Annotated in this window: 17 protein-coding genes and 1 tRNA gene; 14 read left to right on the top strand and 4 right to left on the bottom strand. The window is 66.4% G+C overall.

The genetic code is table 11. The features are described from left to right. The first annotated feature begins 20 nt into the window (after positions 1-20). The 14 genes from HH800_RS23010 to HH800_RS22945 all read left to right on the top strand — a co-directional run bounded on the left by HH800_RS23010 (position 21) and on the right by HH800_RS22945 (position 13,722). Complete coding sequence (locus HH800_RS23010) at positions 21-1,430, top strand: MFS transporter (protein WP_169862626.1); 1,410 nt, start codon at positions 21-23, stop codon at positions 1,428-1,430. A gap of 31 nt (positions 1,431-1,461) precedes the next feature. After that, on the top strand, positions 1,462-2,400 hold the full coding sequence (locus HH800_RS23005; protein ID WP_010336953.1) for a TauD/TfdA dioxygenase family protein: 939 nt from the start codon (positions 1,462-1,464) through the stop codon (positions 2,398-2,400). A gap of 92 nt (positions 2,401-2,492) precedes the next feature. After that, positions 2,493-4,127, top strand: a complete 1,635-nt coding sequence (locus tag HH800_RS23000; protein WP_169862624.1) for an arylsulfatase — start codon at positions 2,493-2,495, stop codon at positions 4,125-4,127. A gap of 152 nt (positions 4,128-4,279) precedes the next feature. Then, a complete protein-coding gene (gene lptB / locus HH800_RS22995; RefSeq protein ID WP_010336951.1) occupies positions 4,280-5,065 on the top strand; it encodes an LPS export ABC transporter ATP-binding protein in 786 nt (261 codons plus the stop codon). Positions 5,066-5,110: 45 nt separating this feature from the next. Then, the gene (rpoN, locus tag HH800_RS22990) at positions 5,111-6,628 is read left to right on the top strand and encodes an RNA polymerase factor sigma-54 (RefSeq protein WP_169862622.1); all 1,518 of its coding nucleotides are present in this window, start codon (positions 5,111-5,113) and stop codon (positions 6,626-6,628) included. Between the two features lie 207 nt (positions 6,629-6,835). Next, complete coding sequence (locus tag HH800_RS22985) at positions 6,836-7,687, top strand: D-amino-acid transaminase (RefSeq protein WP_097385227.1); 852 nt, start codon at positions 6,836-6,838, stop codon at positions 7,685-7,687. Between the two features lie 220 nt (positions 7,688-7,907). Beyond that, positions 7,908-8,897, top strand: a complete 990-nt coding sequence (locus HH800_RS22980; protein WP_169863409.1) for a MarR family transcriptional regulator — start codon at positions 7,908-7,910, stop codon at positions 8,895-8,897. A gap of 68 nt (positions 8,898-8,965) precedes the next feature. Next, positions 8,966-9,041, top strand: a tRNA-Val gene (locus tag HH800_RS22975). A 214-nt stretch (positions 9,042-9,255) separates the two neighbouring features. After that, positions 9,256-9,435 (top strand): hypothetical protein, encoded by a 180-nt coding sequence (locus HH800_RS22970; protein ID WP_017501515.1) that lies wholly within the window; start codon positions 9,256-9,258, stop codon positions 9,433-9,435. A 54-nt stretch (positions 9,436-9,489) separates the two neighbouring features. Beyond that, positions 9,490-9,717, top strand: coding sequence for a zinc-finger domain-containing protein (locus HH800_RS22965; RefSeq protein ID WP_037518483.1), 228 nt, complete (start codon positions 9,490-9,492; stop codon positions 9,715-9,717). A gap of 44 nt (positions 9,718-9,761) precedes the next feature. After that, complete coding sequence (tldD, locus tag HH800_RS22960; protein WP_169862620.1) at positions 9,762-11,204, top strand: metalloprotease TldD; 1,443 nt, start codon at positions 9,762-9,764, stop codon at positions 11,202-11,204. An 87-nt stretch (positions 11,205-11,291) separates the two neighbouring features. Further along, positions 11,292-11,867 carry a DUF924 family protein gene (locus tag HH800_RS22955; protein ID WP_169863408.1) on the top strand — a complete coding sequence of 192 codons (576 nt, stop codon included), beginning with the start codon at positions 11,292-11,294 and terminating at the stop codon, positions 11,865-11,867. Between the two features lie 156 nt (positions 11,868-12,023). Next, the gene (locus HH800_RS22950) at positions 12,024-12,362 is read left to right on the top strand and encodes a P-II family nitrogen regulator (RefSeq protein WP_004209785.1); all 339 of its coding nucleotides are present in this window, start codon (positions 12,024-12,026) and stop codon (positions 12,360-12,362) included. Positions 12,363-12,375: 13 nt separating this feature from the next. Beyond that, positions 12,376-13,722: an ammonium transporter gene (locus tag HH800_RS22945; RefSeq protein ID WP_161730557.1), complete on the top strand. Its 1,347-nt coding sequence runs from the start codon at positions 12,376-12,378 to the stop codon at positions 13,720-13,722. 285 nt (positions 13,723-14,007) lie between these two features. Here HH800_RS22945 and HH800_RS22940 read toward each other — a convergent pair whose 3' ends face one another. From HH800_RS22940 to crtY, 4 genes are read right to left on the bottom strand one after another with little or no spacing between them, the layout of a single operon-like run. Then, entirely contained in the window at positions 14,008-14,997 is a 990-nt protein-coding gene (locus HH800_RS22940; RefSeq protein ID WP_169862618.1) for a phytoene/squalene synthase family protein, read from the bottom strand. A gap of 54 nt (positions 14,998-15,051) precedes the next feature. After that, on the bottom strand, positions 15,052-15,633 hold the full coding sequence (locus HH800_RS22935) for a TIGR00730 family Rossman fold protein (protein ID WP_169863407.1): 582 nt from the start codon (positions 15,631-15,633) through the stop codon (positions 15,052-15,054). 31 nt (positions 15,634-15,664) lie between these two features. After that, positions 15,665-17,146, bottom strand: coding sequence for a phytoene desaturase (locus tag HH800_RS22930; protein ID WP_010335595.1), 1,482 nt, complete (start codon positions 17,144-17,146; stop codon positions 15,665-15,667). Beyond that, positions 17,146-18,294, bottom strand: coding sequence for a lycopene beta-cyclase CrtY (gene crtY, locus HH800_RS22925; protein WP_169862616.1), 1,149 nt, complete (start codon positions 18,292-18,294; stop codon positions 17,146-17,148). The genes HH800_RS22930 and crtY overlap by 1 nt, the downstream gene beginning before the upstream one ends. Between the last annotated feature and the right edge of the window lie 308 nt (positions 18,295-18,602).

Here is an 18,602-nt window from a genome sequence, read left to right as displayed (position 1 = left end):
CCCAATCCGGAGGCAAGATCATGGCTACCCTTCCCTACGCAGACTATCTGGATGACCGGAGCATCACCCGGCCGGAACCCGCCCGCGTCGGGGAGGGGGAGCCCTCCCGCCTGCGCCTCACCGGCTTCGCCTCGATCGCGGTGCCGATCGCCGGCGCCGGCCTGCCGCTCGCCTTGTTCGTGCCCCAGCTTTACGCCACCCAGTTCGGCCTCTCGCTCGCGACCATCGGCTTCATCTTCCTGCTGGGCCGCATCTGGGATGTCAGCGCCGATCCGCTGGTCGGCGCGCTCAGCGACCGCACCCGCAGCCGCTTTGGCCGGCGCCGCCCGTGGATCGCGGCCGGCGGCCTGCTGTTCGGCCTGTCCTCGGCCCTGCTCTTCTTCCCGCCCGCCGCGCTGGTGACGCCCGCCTATCTCGGCGCCGCCCTCTTCTTCTTCTATCTCGGCTGGTCGATGATCGAGATACCGGCCTCTGCCTGGGCCGGCGAGCTGTCGCGCCATTATCATGGCCGCACCCGCGTCGTCAGCTATCAGGCGCTGCTGCGCGCCATCGGCCTGCTCGCCGTGCTGGTGCTGCCAACCATCCTCGACCAGGTCGAGCCCGGCAATGGCACGCTGAAGCTCCAGCTGGTCGGCGGCTTCATCATCGCCACCCTCATCCCCAGCCTCGCCCTCACCCTCTTTTCCGTGCCCGAACCGCCGGTGCCCGCCACCCCGCCGGTCCGCCAGAGCTTCTGGCGCGCCACCAGCGTCATCTTCTCCGACCGGTTGCTCCTGCGCGTCCTCGCCTCCGACGCGGTGGTCACCGCCGGCCAGTCGATCCGCGCCAGCCTGATCGTCTTCTTCGCCGTCTGGTATATGGGCCTGCCCGCCTGGGCGAGCGGCCTCTATCTGCTCCAGTTCATCTTCGGCGTCGCCGCCGCGCCGATCTGGCTGCGCATCGGCACCCGCATCGGCAAGCGTCAGGCCGCGATCAGCGGCGAAATCGCCCAGGCGGCGATCAATATCGGCCTGCTCTTCGTCTTCCCCGGCGGCCTGCCGCTGCTGCTCGCCCTCACCATCGCCCAGGGGCTGACCCAGGGTTCGGGCAACCTCATGCTGCGCGCCATGGTCGCCGATGTGGCCGACGCCCACCGGCTGCGCACCGGCCATGACCGCACCGGCCTCTTCTTCTCGGTCTTCACCCTCTCGGCCAAGCTCGGCCCGGCGATCGGCATCGGCATCGCTTTGCCGCTCATCGCCTGGCTCGGCTTTGCCGCCGGCCCGCACAACGATCCCACCGCGCTCGAAGGATTGAAGACCGTCTTCGCCCTCGGCCCGGCCCTGGCCCACATCATCGCCACCCTCATCATCTGGCGCTTCCCGCTCGACGAAGCCGCCCATGCCGAAATCCGCCGCGCCCTCGACCAGCGCGACGCGATCCCCGCCTGACCGTCCACGCATAAACTCAAGGAGACCTGCCATGACCATCCTGACCCAGAGCTTCCTCAACGCCGCCGATGCCGACGGTCCGCTCGATGTCGTTCCCGTCGCCGGCCGCATCGGCGCGGAGATCCGCGGCGTCGCGCTGGGCGGCGACCTTGACGACGCCACCATCGCCGCGATCCGCGCCGCCCTCGTCCGTCACAAGGTGATCTTCTTCCGCGCCCAGCATCATCTCGACGATGCCGGCCAGGAAGCCTTTGCCGAACGGTTCGGCAAGCCGGTCGCCCACCCGACCGTCCCGGTCGTGCCCGGCTCGAAATATCTGCTGGAACTGGATTCGAAGGAAGGCCGCGCCGCGTCGAGCTGGCACACCGACGTCACCTTCGTCCCTGCCTATCCCGAATCCTCGATCCTGCGCGCCATCGTCATCCCGCAGGCGGGCGGCGACACGCTCTGGGCCAATACGGCGGCCGCCTATGAGGAACTGCCCGAACCATTGCGCCAGCTCGCCAACAGCCTGTGGGCGGTCCATTCCAACCTCTATGACTATGCCTCGGTCGTCACCAACGCGAATGAGGAAGCGGTGAAGCGCTATCGCGAGGTCTTCGCCTCGACCGTCTATGAAACCGAGCATCCGCTGGTCCATGTCCATCCCGAAAGCGGCGAGCGTTCGCTGATCCTGGGCCATTTCTTCAAGCAGTTCGTCGGCCTCAGCCAGGCCGACAGCCAGCGCCTCTTCGCCACCTTCCAGGATGCCGTGACCCGGCCGGAAAACACCGTGCGCTGGCGCTGGCAGCCGGGCGACGTCGCCATCTGGGACAATCGCGCCACCCAGCATCGCGCCATCGCCGATTTCGGCACCCAGCATCGCCAGCTGCGCCGCGCCACCATCGCCGGCACCGTCCCCGTCTCGATCGACGGCCGCAACAGCCGCATCATCAAGAAGGAAGATGGCAAGATTGCCGAAGCCGCCTGAGCAGGGCTTGCTCACCCCCCCACCCTGTCCCTGAACTTCGGCACACTGGGCCGCGTTCCTTTCGGACGCGGCCCCTTTTCACGGAAGACCCCATGAAGCTCCGCACTATCCTTGCCAGCCTGGCGCTGGCCACCGCCCTCACCACGCCCGCGGCGGCGCAGGAAAAGCGTCCCAATTTCCTGGTGATCGTCGCCGACGACCTGGGCTATTCCGATCTCGGCGCCTTTGGCAGCGAGATATCCACACCCAATCTCGACCGGCTCGCTTTGTCGGGCGTGCGCCTCACCGGCTTCCACACCGCGCCGACCTGCTCGCCGACCCGCTCGATGCTGCTGTCGGGCACCGACAATCATCGCGCCGGCCTTGGCACCATGGCGGAAATGCAGGCCCCCAATCAGGTCGGCAAGCCCGGTCATGAAGGCTATCTGCGCACCGACATCGCCGCCCTGCCCGAAGTCCTGACCGCCGGCGGCTATCGCACCCTCTTTTCGGGCAAATGGCATCTGGGCCTCACGCCCGAGCAGGATCCCCATGCCCGCGGGTTCCAGCACAGCTTCGCGCTGCTGCAGGGGGCGGGCAATCATTATGGCACCGACATTTCGGCCACGCCCAAGCCCGGCTTCACCACCTATCGCGAGGATGGCCGCACGCTCGAAAGCCTGCCCAGCGACTATTATTCCTCCGACGCCTTCGCCACCAAGCTGATCGACCAGATCAAGACGACGAAGGACGACAAGCCCTTCTTCGCCTATCTCGCCTTCACCGCGCCGCACTGGCCGCTACAGGCCCCGGCCGAAACCATCGCCAAATATAAGGGCCGCTATGAGGCGGGCTATGAAGCGCTGCGCGCCGAGCGGCTCAAGAAGCAGGTCGCCCTCGGCCTGGTCCCGGCCAGTGCCGCGCAGCACCCCCTTGAAAACAGCAAGCCTTGGGCAGAGCTGACCCCGGACGAGAAGAAGACCGCGTCGCGGACGATGGAAATCTATGCCGCGATGGTCGACCGCCTCGACCAGAATGTCGGCCGGGTGATCGATGCGCTCAAGGCCAGTGGCGAATATGACAATACCGTCATCCTCTTCCTCGCCGACAATGGCGCCGAGGGGATGGACCTGGTCCATGCCAAAAATCCCCGCTTCCGCGCCCGCGCCGAGGCGGCCGACAACAGCTATGACAATCTCGGCAAGGACAGCAGCTATATCAGCTATGGCCCCGGCTGGGCGCAGGCGGCGACCACCCCCTCCTGGCTCTACAAGGCGTTCGCGACCGAGGGTGGCACCCGCACCACCGCCTTTCTCTCCGGACCAGCGGTGAAGAAGCCCGGCAGCATCGCCCATGATTATCTCAATGTCATGGACGTCGCGCCCACGCTGATCGACCTTGCCGGCATCGCCCCGCCCAAGGGGACGTTCCAGGGCCGCACCGTCCAGCCGATCCGTGGCACCAGCTGGGCGCCCTGGCTCGCCGGCACGGCGCAGACGGTGCATCCCGCCAGCGAGGCGATCGGCACCGAATTGTTCGGCTCGCGCGCATTGCGTCAGGGCGACTGGAAGATCACCGATGCCGGCGATGGCCAATGGCATCTGTTCAACATCGCCGCCGATCCGGGCGAGACCACGGACCTGTCCGCCCGCGAACCGGCACGCCGGGCGGCGCTGGAAAAGGCGTGGGACGCCTATGCCAGCGATGTCGGCGTCGTCCTGCCCAACCCGCGCATCATGGTGGAATAACCCGCGCATCAGGGGGATGGCACGCCCATCCCCCTCTTCTCCATCGCATTTTCCCCTTGCCCCGGCGGCGATCCCATGCACAAAGCTTGCCAATTGCCGCAGGCGGACCCATGTCCGCCGCACCCCGATTTGGCGGCACAAGGATTGAAGTGATGGACGATGTGACGATCCAGGACAGGGCCGCTTCGGCGCGACCGCTCGCTCCGCAGGAAGTGGGCGAGGGCCTGTCCGTCATCTCGATCGCGAAAAGCTATGACAAGCGCGTCGTCCTGTCCGACGTGTCGCTGACCGTGGGCAAGGGCGAGGTCGTCGGCCTGCTCGGCCCCAATGGCGCGGGCAAGACGACCTGCTTCTATTCGGTCATGGGCCTCGTCCGTCCCGATCAGGGCCGCATCATCCTCGACGGCCAGGATATTACCGGCCTGCCCATGTATCGCCGCGCGATCCTGGGCCTGGGCTATCTGCCGCAGGAGACCTCGATCTTCCGGGGCCTGACGGTCGAACAGAATATCGGCGCCGTGCTGGAAATGGCCGAACCCAACAAGGCCGCCCGTGCCGAGAAGCTGGAACAGCTGCTCGACGAATTCGGCCTGACCCGTTTGCGCGATTCCGCCGCCATGGCGTTGTCGGGCGGTGAACGGCGTCGCTGCGAAATCGCCCGCGCGCTGGCCGCCGATCCCTCGATCGTGCTGCTCGACGAGCCATTCGCCGGCATCGATCCGCTGTCGATCGCGGACATTCGCGACCTGGTGAAGCAGCTCAAGACGCGCGGCATCGGCGTCCTCATCACCGACCATAATGTGCGCGAGACGCTGGAAATCGTCGACCGCGCCTGCATCATCTACAGCGGCCAGGTGCTGTTCGCCGGCAGCCCGACCGAACTGGTCGCCCATCCCGATGTTCGCCGCCTCTATCTGGGCGAGAATTTCCAGCTCTGACATGATTGCCCGGCGCCCCCTCGCTGATGCAGGACGGCCCGGCTGATGGCGCTCGGGCCACGCCTCGACATCCGCCAGAGCCAGTCTCTGGTGATGACGCCGCAGCTCCAGCAGGCGATCAAGCTGCTGGCGCTGTCCAATCTGGAGATCGAGGCGTTCGTCGCGGGCGAACTGGAAAAGAACCCGCTGCTCGAACAGGGCGCCGCCGATGACGGTGGACGGGAAGGCAGCGGCGTCGACCGCGAGGTGGAGGCGCCGACCCTGGCCGCAGAAACCGGCGCCAGCGACGATCTGATCGCCCAGGGGCTGGGCGGCGCCGACAGTCCGCTCGACGTCGATCATGGCACGGAAACCTTCATCGACGATGGCCCGGCCGACCGCATGGCCGCGGGCAGCGGTTCAGGCTCGCTCGACATGCTCGGCGGTGGCAGCGGTTCGGGCGAAGCGGTCGATTTCGACAGTTTCGCCAATGCCGCGCCCAGCCTGCAGGAACATCTGATGGACCAGGCCCGCAGCACGCTGTCGGGCATGGAGCTGCTGATCGCCACCCAGTTGATCGGCCAGATCAGCGAAGCGGGCTATCTGGAGGCCAATCTGCTCCAGACCGCCCATGGCCTGGGCGTGCCGCTCTTCACGGTCGAGGCCGTGCTCGAAGTTATCCACAGCTTCGACCCCACCGGCGTGGGCGCCCGCTCGCTCGCCGAATGCCTCGCCCTTCAGGCGAAGGAGGCGAACCGCTACGATCCCTGCATCCAGCGGCTGCTCGCCAATCTCGACCTGCTGGCCAAGGGCGCCCTGCCCCAGCTGCGCCGCATTTGCGGCGTGGATGAGGAGGATCTGGCCGACATGATCCGCGAACTGCGCGGCTATGATCCCAAGCCCGGCCTGCGCTTCGCCAGCGACAGCGCGACGCCGGTCACGCCCGACCTGTTCGTCAGCCGCACCCGCGAAGGCTGGGGCATAGAGGTCAACAGCGCCACCCTGCCGCGCGTGCTGGTCAACCGCACCTATTATGTCGAACTGGCCGGCGGCCCGCAGGACAAGGCGAGCAAGGCCTGGCTGGCCGACTGCCTCGCCAGCGCCAACTGGCTGGTGAAGGCGCTCGACCAGCGGCAGAAGACGATCATCAAGGTGGCGAGCGAGATCGTCCGCCAGCAGGAGGATTTCTTCCGCAATGGCGTCGCTTATCTCAAGCCGCTGACGCTGCGCGCGGTCGCCGACGCGATCGAGATGCATGAATCGACCGTCAGCCGCGTCACCTCGAACAAATATCTCTCCTGCCCGCGCGGCCTCTACGAACTCAAATATTTCTTCACCAGCGGCGTCGCGGCGGCGGATGGCGACGGCGCCGTCTCGGCCGAGGCGGTGAAGAGCCATATCAAGGCGCTGATCGGCGCGGAGGAGGCCCATGCCATCCTCTCCGACGACACTTTGGTCGACCTGCTGCGCGCCAAGGGCATGGACATCGCCCGCCGCACCGTCGCCAAATATCGCGAATCCATGGGCATCGGCTCCTCGGTCCAGCGCCGCCGGCAAAAGGCGCTCAAGGGCAAGGCCGCCTGAGCCTGTCCTACAGCGGGCCTTTCCCCTATCATCGGCGCTGCCATCCCCTGACTTTCCGATAGGATCAGGCCAGCGCAAGATAATGTCACGATGTGCGGGAAATATGCGAAGTTAAGCGCCGCAAATCCTATTTCGCTGCCTTGACCCCGGCCGCCGCGGCGGCAAAAGCGGCGGCGTAAATCACCAGACCAAGGATCGCCCGCCGCCATGTCCGTCGCCTATCTCAACGGCCAGTTTCTGCCGCTCGAAGACGTCCGCATCTCCCCGCTCGATCGCGGCTTCCTGTTCGCCGACGGCATTTATGAAGTGGCGGCCGTGATCGATGGCCGGCTGGTCGACAGCGCCAGCCATCTCGCCCGGCTGGAACGTTCCTGCACTGAAATCGGCATCGCCCTGCCGCTGACCCTGGACGAGATCGAGGCGGCGCAGAAGGCGCTGGTCGCCCATAATGGCCTTGGCGAGGGCCTGGTCTATCTCCAGATCACCCGCGGCGCTGACGTCACCCGCGACTTCATCCCGCCGGCCGGGCTACAGCCGACCCTGTTCATGTTCGTCCAGAACAAGACCTTCCTCGATGTGCCCGCCGCCAGGACCGGCGTCGCGGTCGCCACCATGGCCGACCTGCGCTGGGCGCGGCGCGACATCAAGAGCGTCGGCCTGCTCGCCCAGGCGATGGCCAAGATGGCCGCCAAGGAAGCCGGCGCGCAGGAAGCCTGGATGATCGAGGATGGCTTCATCACCGAAGGCGCCTCCTCCACCGCCTTCATCGTCACCGACGAAGGCATCGTCACCCGCCCCTACAGCCAGTCGGTGCTGGCCGGCTGCACCGGTGCGGCGCTGACCGCCCTTGCCGAGGAAAGCGGCGTCGCCGTCATCCGCCGCCCCTTCACCCTCGCCGAAGCGCTCGCCGCCAAGGAAGCCTTCATGACCAGCGCCTCGACCTTCTGCCTTTCGATCGTCAAAATCGATGGCCAGCCGGTCGGTGACGGCACGCCCGGCCCGGTCGCGACCCGGCTGCGCGAACTCTATATCGACTTCGCCCGCCGCACCGCGGTCTGACCTGCGACGAAATGACTCCATTTCGGATCGAATAGGCAGAACAGGGCGCCCGCATCAGCCGGCGCCCTTTTCGCTTCCGCATTCCCGCCGATATCGCGGGCGCGTGACGGCCATCACGACAGCCCCGTGCATTTGCGCCATTATGGAGTCAGCGCCGGCTGCGCCCGGTGGGCAAGCGGCTAAGCTGCGGAACATAACAGGCACGGGAGATTGCGTGGTGATGGCCGATCCCTTCTCGACCGATCATAATAGCCCCTATGCCGCGCCGGATGACCGGCGCGGGCTGCTGATCGTTGCCGATGACGAATGGTTCGACGATGCCGCCATGCTGGCCGATGCCGCCGGCCTCCGCCTGCTCGGCACCGTGCCGCTCGGCCAGGCCGCCGCCCGGCTCGACATGCAGGTGGGCTGCGACGTCGTGCTGCTGCTCTGCCACCAGCCCGATCCGTTGCTCGAACGGCTGATCGTCCAGGTCGAGACGATCGCGATTCAGAATCGCATGGCGGTCGTGCTGCTCGCCGGGATCGAGACGCTCGACATGGCCTATGCCTGCATGCGCAGCCCGCAGACCCAGTTGCTGTGCAGTCCCGACAATGGCGACATCGCCGCCGCCCTGCTCGCCGCCGCGCACGGCGATGCTATGCCCCATAATCTGCACGACGCCACCCATGAAAGCGACGGCAACCGGCTGCAGCGGCTGAGCGAGGAAGTCAGCCGTCTTGCTCGCACGATCGAGGCCCTGACCGATCGGCCGCGCCCGACGCTCCCCGCGTTCGACATGCCCGCCCGCATCGCCGATCGCCAGGGCGGCTATACCGCCATGCCGGCCATGGCCGCGATCGGTGCGGCCACCATGGCGGAAACCGCCTGCGTCACCGCCGCACAGGTCCGCGACCTGCTGCGCGCCCGCCGGCTGCGCGCCGATTTCCTGCCCGGCGACCTGTTCGCCGATCCGGCCTGGGACATGATGCTCGACCTGCTCGCCGCCCGGCTGGAACAGGCCCATGTCTCGGTCTCCAGCCTGTGCATCGCGTCCGCCGTGCCGCCGACCACGGCGCTGCGCTGGATTCGCACATTGACGGACAAGGCCCTGGTCGAGCGTCGTGCCGATCCGCATGACGGTCGCCGCATCTTCATCGCGCTCGCCGACGACGCGGCTGACCAGTTGATCCGCTGGTTCGGCGCCAGCCATCGCTATCGCGCGCACTGATCTACCCCATCGGATAAAGGCCGCTTGACCCGCGCGCCAAAAGCCCTAGAAGCGCCCGCACCCCATGGGGGCGATTAGCTCAGTTGGTAGAGCGTCTCGTTTACACCGAGAATGTCGGCGGTTCGAGCCCGTCATCGCCCACCAGTTTTGCGGCCTTTAGAGCCCGTCCGGGGGACGGGCGGCCGCAAAACTCCGAGCAGCTATGCTGCGAGGGCGCCGGATATGGAACGTCCGTGGGACGGCTTCCGGCAAAACTCCCGAGCGACAGCGAGGGCTTAGCCATCCAGGCAAAACCCGCCCCAATCCGCACCCGTAACATTCATCCTGCAGCAAGCATGGTTCCGGCATCTTCCCGCCCATGCCGATCAGCTTCTTCCTTGGCGGCTCCGTCGCGCCGATATTGCTGATGCTGTCGCCCTTCGCGGTGATGGCGGTCGGCAATTGCGCCGACTGGCAAGCCAAGGCCCCAAGCGCAAGGATCGCGGCAAAGCCCCCCGCCGACGCCGGCTGTACCCAGCCCCGCTATCCGCTGATGTAATCGCGCGCTGCCAGATATTGCGGCGGCGCGTCACCGCTGCTAATTCCGCCTCCCATGATCCAGCCGCCCGAAATCATCCGAGTCACCAAGTCCCGCGTCTCCTGCGACGGTTCGGGTGACATTCCCGCCGCCCTTGGCCATCCGCGCGTCTTCCTGGAAATCGACGAGCATGGCTATGTCGATTGCGGCTATTGCGATCGCCGCTTCGTGCTGGCCGGCGGCGTCGCCGACAATGCCGATCTCGGCAACAAGCCGGACATCGCTTCGGGCGCCAGCCTTTAAAATTTCCATTGGGCATCCGTCATGCCGCGCCTATATCGGGCGGCATGACCGATCTCGCTTCGCAATTCACTGATGCCCGCGGCCTGCTCTATCGTCCGGGCCTGCTCGATCCCGATGGCGCGCGCCGCCTGACCGCGCAGGCGCTTTCGGCCTGCGACGATGGCGAGCTCTACCTCCAATATCGCGCCAGCGAGAGCTTCGGCTTTGACGACGGCCGGCTCAAGACCGCCGATTATTCAACCGATGCGGGCTTCGGCCTGCGCGGCGTCTCGGGCGAGATGACCGGCTTTGCCCATGCCAATGACCTCAGCGAAGCGGCGATCGCCAAGGCGGCGCAGACGCTGACCCTGCTCGATCCGGCCAAGGGCCAGCCCGCCCCGCCGCCCCAGCGCACCAATCGCCACCTCTATACCGACGCCAATCCGCTGGAGCTGGTGCCCTTCGCCGAGAAGGTGACCCTGTGCGCCGCGATCGATGCCGCCGCCCGCGCCCGCGACCCGCGCGTCGCCCAGGTCTCGGTCAGCCTCGCCGGCAGCTGGTCGGTGATCGAGATCGTTCGCGCCGACGGCTTCACCGCCAGTGACATCCGCCCGCTCGTCCGCCTCAACGTATCGGTCACCCTGGAAGAAAATGGCCGGCGCGAAACCGGCGTGTTCGGCATTGGCGGCCGCTATCTCTACGATCAGGTGATGGACCCCAAGATCTGGAACCGCGCCATTGACGAGGCGCTGGCCCAGGCCCAGGTCAATCTCCGCTCGGTCGCCGCCCCCGCCGGCGAGATGACCGTGCTGCTTGGCCCCGGCTGGCCGGGCGTGCTGGTCCATGAAGCGATCGGCCATGGCCTGGAAGGCGATTTCAACCGCAAGGGCACCAGTGCCTTTTCCGGCCGCATCGGCCAGCGCGTCGCCGCGCCGGGCGTCACCGTGGTCGACGATGGCAGCATCCTCGATCGCCGCGGTTCGCTCTCGATCGACGACGAAGGCACGCCGACGCAGGAAAATATCCTGATCGAGGACGGCATCCTCAAGGGCTATATGCAGGACCGCCTCAACGCCCGGCTGATGGGCGTCGCGCCGACCGGCAATGGCCGCCGCGAATCCTATGCCCATGCGCCGATGCCGCGCATGACCAACACCTTCATCAAGGGTGGTCAGGACGATCCGGAAGAGCTGCTGTCGCGCGTCAAGTCGGGCATCTTCGCCAAGAGCTTTGGCGGCGGCCAGGTCGACATCGTCTCGGGCAAGTTCGTCTTCTCCTGCACCGAGGCCTATAAGGTCGAAAATGGCAAGATCGGCGATCCGATCAAGGGCGCGACCCTGATCGGCGACGGCCCGACCGCACTGACCAAGGTGATCGGCATCGGCAATGACTGGGCGCTCGACGAAGGCATCGGCATGTGCGGCAAGGGTGGGCAGAGCGTGCCGGCCGGCGTCGGCCAGCCGACCCTGTTGATGGACGGGCTGACCGTCGGCGGCACCGCCGCCTGACCCCATTCCTGCCATGGCGGCGCGGTCACCCGACCCGCCGCCGCCATGGGCCGAGGAACCGGGCGGCGATCGATACGTATTTTGCGTATGAACATGCTGACCGACAGCCATGACGCCGTGACCGCCGACTGGGCGGCGGCCCTGCTCGACTTCTGGTTCAACCAGGTGGGCGAGGAAGGCTGGTACAGCCATGATCCGGCGCTCGACCAGCATTGCATCGACCGCTTCGCCGTCCTGTGGAGCGAGAAGCGGACGCTTCCGGCCGAAAGCTTCCTTGACCGCGCCGACGATGCGCTGGCCGCGGTGCTGCTGTTCGACCAACTGCCCCGCAACATGTTCCGCGGCCAGGCCCAGGCCTTTGCCACCGACCCGATCGCCCGTGAGGTAGCGCGCGGCGCCATCGCGCTGGGCTATGACATCCAGATTGGCGGGGCGGGCCGGCTCTTCTTCTACATGCCCTTCCAGCATAGCGAGGATCTGGCCGATCAGGAGCTGTCGCTCTCCCTATTCGAAGGGACCGGCGACGCCCGGTCGCTCGATTTCGCCCGCCAGCATCATGCAACCATCGCGCGCTTCGGCCGTTTCCCCCATCGCAACGCTACCCTTGGTCGCACCACCCTGCCCGCCGAAGCGGCAGCGGTCGCCGAAGGATCGCAATGGTAGGCGGGAACATGCCTATTTTTTAGGCATGGCTGTGCATCTGCACATTTTTTCGGCGGCACAACAATCTCCCCTAGTGGAAATCCCGCGTTAATGCGTCATTAGCAAATTGGCACGCCTCTTGCTGGTATGTCGCCGCACACCAAATAAGGGGGCGACATGAAACTTGTCATGGCTATCATCAAGCCGTTCAAGCTTGACGATGTCCGCGAGGCTCTTTCCTCGCTTGGCATCGCCGGTATGACGGTCAGCGAAGTGAAGGGCTTTGGTCGCCAGAAGGGCCAGACCGAAATCTATCGCGGCGCCGAATATTCCACCAACATGGTTCCCAAGATCAAGATCGAGGTGGTCTGCGACGACGACCTCGCGCCGCGCGTGGTGGAAGCGACGCAGGCCGCCGCCAATTCGGGCGCGATCGGCGATGGCAAGATCTTCGTCCTCGATGTCGGCCAGGCCGTGCGCATCCGCACCGGCGAGACCGGCGAAACCGCGCTGTAAGAAGGGGGGAATGATGACCTTTTCGAAGAAGATTTGCGGCGCGCTGGGGGCCACCGGCCTCTCGCTGTTCGCCGCGCTGCCCGCCTGGGCACAGGACGCGGCCGCGCCGGCCGCGACCGTGGACAAGGGCGATACCGCCTGGATGATGACCTCCACCATCCTCGTCTTCCTGATGATCCTGCCCGGCCTCGCCCTGTTCTACGGCGGTCTTGCCCGCAGCAAGAACATGCTGTCGGTGATGACGCAGATCGGCGCCGCCGCCTGCCTCGCCATGCTGATCTGGGTCATGTACGGCTATTCGATGGCCTTCGGTCCCGATTATACCAGCGGCCTCTCCAACTTCGTCTCGACCTTCGACAAGGCCTTCCTGAAGGGCATCACGCCCGCTTCGCAGGCCGCGACCTTCACCGCCGGCGTCGAGATTCCGGAATATGTCTTCGTCTGCTTCCAGATGACCTTCGCCGCGATCACCGTTGCGCTGGTGCTGGGTTCGGTGGTCGAACGCATCAAATTCTCGGCCGTGATGGTGTTCGCCGCCATCTGGCTGACGATCGTCTATTTCCCGATCGCGCACATGGTCTGGGCTGCTTCTGGCTATTTCTTCAAGGCCGGCGCGCTCGATTTCGCGGGCGGCACCGTCGTTCACATCAACGCCGGCGTCTCGGCGCTGGTGGCCTGCCTCATCCTAGGCAAGCGCATCGGCTTCCCCAAGGAACCGATGGCCCCGCACAGCCTGACGCTGACCGCCGTCGGCACCGGCCTGCTGTGGGTCGGCTGGTTCGGCTTCAACGCCGGTTCGGCGCTCGAAGCCAATGGCTCGGCCGCCCTCGCCATGATCAACACCTTCGTCGCCACCGCATCGGGCGCTCTGTTCTGGATGCTGGCTGAGCGCGTCAACGGCCACAAGGCGTCGGCCCTGGGCTTCTGCTCGGGCGTCATCGCCGGTCTCGTCGCGGTCACCCCGGCCGCCGGCAACTCGGGCCCGTTCGGTGCGATCGTCCTGGGCGCCGTTGCCTCGATCGTCTGCTTCTATGCCGTCACCGTGCTCAAGCCCAAGCTTGGCTATGACGACAGCCTGGACGCCTTCGGCATCCACGGCATCGGCGGCATGATCGGCGCCATCGGCACCGCGATCGTCTACTCGCCGGCCCTCGGCGGCCCCGGCGCGGCGGACTATGAAATCGGCGCCAAGCTGCTCGTCCAGATCGAAGCGGTCGTCGTGACCATCATCTGGGCCTCGATCGGCACCGCCATCGCCATCTTCATCGCCAAGGCCATTACCGGCCTGCGGGTCAGCCAGGAGGTCGAATATGAAGGCCTCGACCTCGGCGAGCATGGCGAGCGCGCCTACAATTACTGAGATTGGCAGAGCGGCCCATCCCACGGGCCAGGGCCGCCCGCCTCACCTTGTTCCTCCTGCGAACATGCCTTGGGGTCGGTACGAAAGTACCGGCCCTATTTTTATCCCCAGGGCAGGCAGTCGGAATTGGGGGGCTGGCAGCGACCAGGAGCAACCCTAACCATCATCGTCACCCTGAACTTGTTTCAGGGTCCATTCCTCCGAACAGACCAATGGCTTGTTGGGCTTGATGGATGCTGAAACAAGTTCAGCATGACGTTGGTGGAATAGCGGAACCCACCCCAATCAGGCAGTCGGCCGCGTCCACAACCCGGCAGCCCGCGCCGTTCCTGCCGGCCAGCGCCGCGCCCGTCCCGGCACCTGCCGTCCCGCGCGGATCACCCAGCCCAGCTTCTCGCGCCCCGGCGTCACCACGCGATGGTCCCAGGCATGCTCGCCCCGCCGCGCCACTTCGCGCGCAATGTCGCCATAGATGCCCGCCGCCGCCAGCACTGCCCAGGCCGCCCGCGCCGGCAGCGCGCCGGTGCCATGGCGCGCGCTGTCCTCATAGGCGGCCGCCATGTCGGCCAGCCGCTGGCCCAATATCGCCAGCTTCGGCGGCAGCCAGGGCTTCATATGCTCGCCGGGTGGCATGTCCATTTCCACCAGCCATTCGACCGGCAGGTAGCAGCGGTCGGCCAGTTCATCCTCGCTGATGTCGCGGGCGATATTGGCGAGCTGGAAGGCGATGCCCAGGTCGCAGGCGCGGTCGAGCGTCGCCTCATCATCCGGGTCGACGCCCATCAGCACCGCCATCATGCAGCCCACGGCGCCCGCGACATGATAGCAATAGCGCAGCATGTCCGTCTCGCTGCGCGGCCGCCAGTCGCGCGCATCGAGCGCAAACCCCTCCAGCAGGTCATGGGCATAGCGGTGCGGGATCGCGCATTCGCGCATGACGACGCCAAAGCCGTCAAAGGCCGGGTCGCCGGTCGGCTCGCCGCGCAGCGCCGCATCGGTCAGCACCCGCAGCGTCGACAGCCGCGCCTGCCCGTCGGCGACGCCGCGCATCGTCCCGCCATGGTCCTGCCCATCGGCGATATCGTCGCATTTGCGGCACCAGGCGTAGAGCAGCCAGGCCCGCTCGCGCGTCACCCGGTCGAACAGCTTCGACGCCATGGCAAAGCTCTTCGAGCCCCGCGCGATGCTGTCGCGGGCATGGGCGACCAGGGCGGGGCGATTCCATTCGCCCCTCCCGCCTGCGGGAGGGGCCGGGGGAGGGCCTGTTAAGTCCATGAAGCGGACATGCCCTCCCCTAACCCCTCCCGCAAGCGGGAGGGGAATATTATTTCAGAGCCGTGCGGCCTTCATCGCGAAGATCGTCTCATGCGGCTGATAGGCGGCCATCTGCTCCAGCAGCCCCTCGATGCTGTCATCATGGATCATGATGCCGGCATGCTGCGGCCGGATGAAGCCGGCTTCCACCATCTGCCGGTTGAAGCCGATCAGCTGGTCATAGAAGCCCGCGACATTGAGCAGGCCGACCGGCTTGTTGTGATAGCCCAGCTGCGCCCAGCTGATCGCCTCCCACAGCTCGTCCATCGTGCCGACGCCGCCCGGAATCGTGACGAAGCCGTCCGACAGGTCGGTGAAGAGCTGCTTGCGCTGGTGCATGGTCTGGACAACGTGCAATTCGGTGCAGCCGCGATGCGCGACTTCGGCGCCGACCAGCGCCTCGGGGATCACGCCGATCACCTCGCCGCCCGCCTCCAGCGCCGCATCCGCCACCGCGCCCATCAGGCCCAGCCGCCCGCCGCCATAGACGACGCCGATTCCGCGCTGTGCCAGGGTGCGGCCGACATGGCGCGCCGCGTCGATATAGGTGAGGTCGGCCGGCGTCGCCGAACCACAATAAACAGCCAGTCTTTTCATCATCTTCCAGTCCCGAAGCGCCGCGCGCTCCTCAAGCCATGTCCTGCAGCATCAGCGCCGCGGTCGCCTTGGCGCTGCCCACCACGCCGGGGATGCCCGCGCCGGGATGGGTGCCGGCCCCTACCAGATAAAGGTTGGGAATGACATCATCGCGATTATGGGCGCGGAACCAGGCGCTCTGGGTCAATAGCGGCTCCAGGCTGAAGCCGCTGCCCAGATGGGCATTGAGGTCGCGGCCGAAATCGCTCGGCGCATAATGGAACTGGGTCACGATGCGCGACCGGATGTCGGGGATCAGCCGATGCTGGATCTCGTCCAGGATGCGCTCGGCATAGGCCGGCGCGAAGCGGTCCCAGTCGATCGGCAGCTTGCCCATGTGCGGCACCGGCGCAAGCGCATAGAAGGTCGAATAGCCTTCCGGCGCCATCGACGGATCGGTGACGGTCGGATGGTGCAGATAGAGCGAGAAATCCGCCGGCAGCACGCCATGGCTGTAGATATCGGTCAGCAGCCCCTCATAGCGCGGGCCGAACAGGATCATATGGTGGGGAATGCCCGGCCAGCTGCCCTTGATGCCGAAATGCAGCACGAACAGGCTGGGCGACCATTTCTTGTGCTGCAGCTTTTCCGCCTGCTTCTGCCCGCGCGGGTGATGGCCCAGCAGGTCGCGATAGCTGTGCATCAAATCGCCATTGCTGGCGATCGCGTCCGCCTCCCCGCGCCAGCCCGACGCCGTGCGCACCGCCACCGCCCGGTCGCCATGGGTCTCGATCTCGACCACCGCGTCGCCCAGTCGCAGCACGCCGCCCAGCCGCTCGAAATGGGTCGCCATGCCCTGCACCAGCCGGTTGGTCCCGCCCTTGGCGAACCACACCCCGCCATCCTTCTCCAGCTTGTGGATCAGGGCATAGATTCCGCTGGTCGTCATCGGATTGCCGCCGACCAGAAGGCTGTGGAAGGACAGCGCCTGGCGCAGCTTCTCGTCCTTCACATGGCTCGACACGATCGAATAGACCGATCGCCAGGCCTGATATTTGGCAAGGCTCGGCCCCGCCCGCACCATTGAGGCAAAGTCGAGGAAGGCGACCGAGCCGAGCTTGCGATAGCCCTCCTCATAGACGCCGTCGGCATAGTCCAGGAACCGCTCATAGCCCGCGACATCCTCGGGATTGAGCTTGGCGATCTGCGCGCGCAGCGCCACCTCGTCGTTGGAATAGTCGAAATTGGTGCCGTCGCGCCAGTTGAGCCGGTAGAAGGGCGACACCGGCACCAGGCTGACATCCTGCGCCATGTCGTTCCCCGACAGGCGCCACAATTCGGCGAGGCAGGCCGGATCGGTGATGACCGTCGGCCCCGCGTCGAAGGTAAAGCCGTCCTTCTCCCACATATATGCGCGGCCACCGGGGCGGTCGCGCGCCTCGATCAGGGTGGTTGCCACCCCGGCCGACTGCAGACGGATGGCCAGCGCCAGGCCGCCAAAGCCCGCGCCAATGACAATCGCTTTCCGCTCCATCAGGCGGGTGGGTTCAGCAATGCGTGCATGGCATCCCTTATGCGCACCGGGGGACGCCCGCACAAGATGCGGATGCGATCGGCGATGGTCGATCGCCCAGCATAGAAGCGCTGGATCAGCCCCGGCCGCAACCGATAGAAGCGGGCAAAGATGCGCCAGCGCTGGTCCGGCACTGCAGCGCCGAAGAGCATCCGGCCAAGCAGCCGATAATAAAGTCCCTTCTTCCAGTGCGCCGCAGCATAGGTCCGCGTCGCCACCGGCAGGCCCTTCAGCGGCTGTTCCAGCAGCCAGGTCGCGAATCGCACCGCATCGGGCAGCGAATAGCCGGTCATCGGCTGGAACAGCCCGGCCTTCACCCCGGCCCGCGCAACCGGGTCATCGGCCGGCCAGTAACGGTCGAAATCGCCGCCATGCACCACCGGCAGCACCCCGCTCTCGCTGTGGATAACTTCCTCCACCTGCCAACCCTGCGCGTGCGCATAGGCGGCGATCCGCTCCGCGATCCCTGCCTCGTCCAGCGCGGGGCCGTCGCTATAATAGGTATCCTCGACAAAGATCGTCCGGGCGTCGCGCGGCAGCAGATAGACGAAGCGATAGCCGTCAATCTGCGCCACCGTCGCATCCATGATCACCGGCCGCGTGATCCCGTGCGGCTGTGCCAGCCGCAGCGTCTGCCCGACGAATTTCTGCCAGCCGCAGCGCAGCGCCGACAGCTCGCCCGCGCCGCGCGCATCGATCATCGCAGACGCGCTGATCCGCCGCCCGTCCTCCAGCACCAGAAATTGCCGGCCGATCGTCGCCACCCGCGCGCCGGTCAGCAGGTGATCGCCCAGCGCCGCCCGCACATGCGCGTCGAAACGGGGGGAGGCGATGCTGTTATAGGGGGTGTCGAGCTGCCGCCGATAGCCGGGAAAGCGCACTTCATGCCCCTGCGACCAGCGGCTGCTGACCAGCGGATCGACCAGCCAGCGGTCGCGCGCATCGACATCCCCGTCGAAGAAGGACCAGATATGATTGCCGCCGACATGATCGGCCTGCTCGATCAACAGGATGCGCGTACCCGGCCGCCGCTCGGCAAAGGCAAGCGCGATCAGCCCCCCGGCAAGGCCCCCGCCGATAATCGCAAGATCGCATTCCAGATCAGCCACTCACTCCTGTTAGCGACGCCAACGCCAAAGGCAAAGCCGGACGGGCAGGCAGGGGTGTCCGGGATGGGTGGGAACAAGACATAGCCCCTCCCTTCCAGGGAGGGGTTGGGGTGGGTTGCGAGCGTAGCGAGCTTCTGCCCTATCGACCGTAGACCGCCGCTACGCGGCGCACCCACCCCCGGCCCCTCCCTGGAAGGGAGGGGAGTAGGAAACGTCCGCTTCTGGTCGTTTCTTGTCCGGCAGCTTCGCCGTGTTGAATCAGCTTTCCTTGATCATTGAAACCCGTCTGTAGGCCCGACAATGGAAAT

Source organism: Sphingobium yanoikuyae, assembly GCF_013001025.1.
In the GTDB taxonomy this organism is placed as follows: domain Bacteria; phylum Pseudomonadota; class Alphaproteobacteria; order Sphingomonadales; family Sphingomonadaceae; genus Sphingobium; species Sphingobium yanoikuyae_A.
This window is presented reverse-complemented; position numbering and strand designations above follow the sequence as displayed.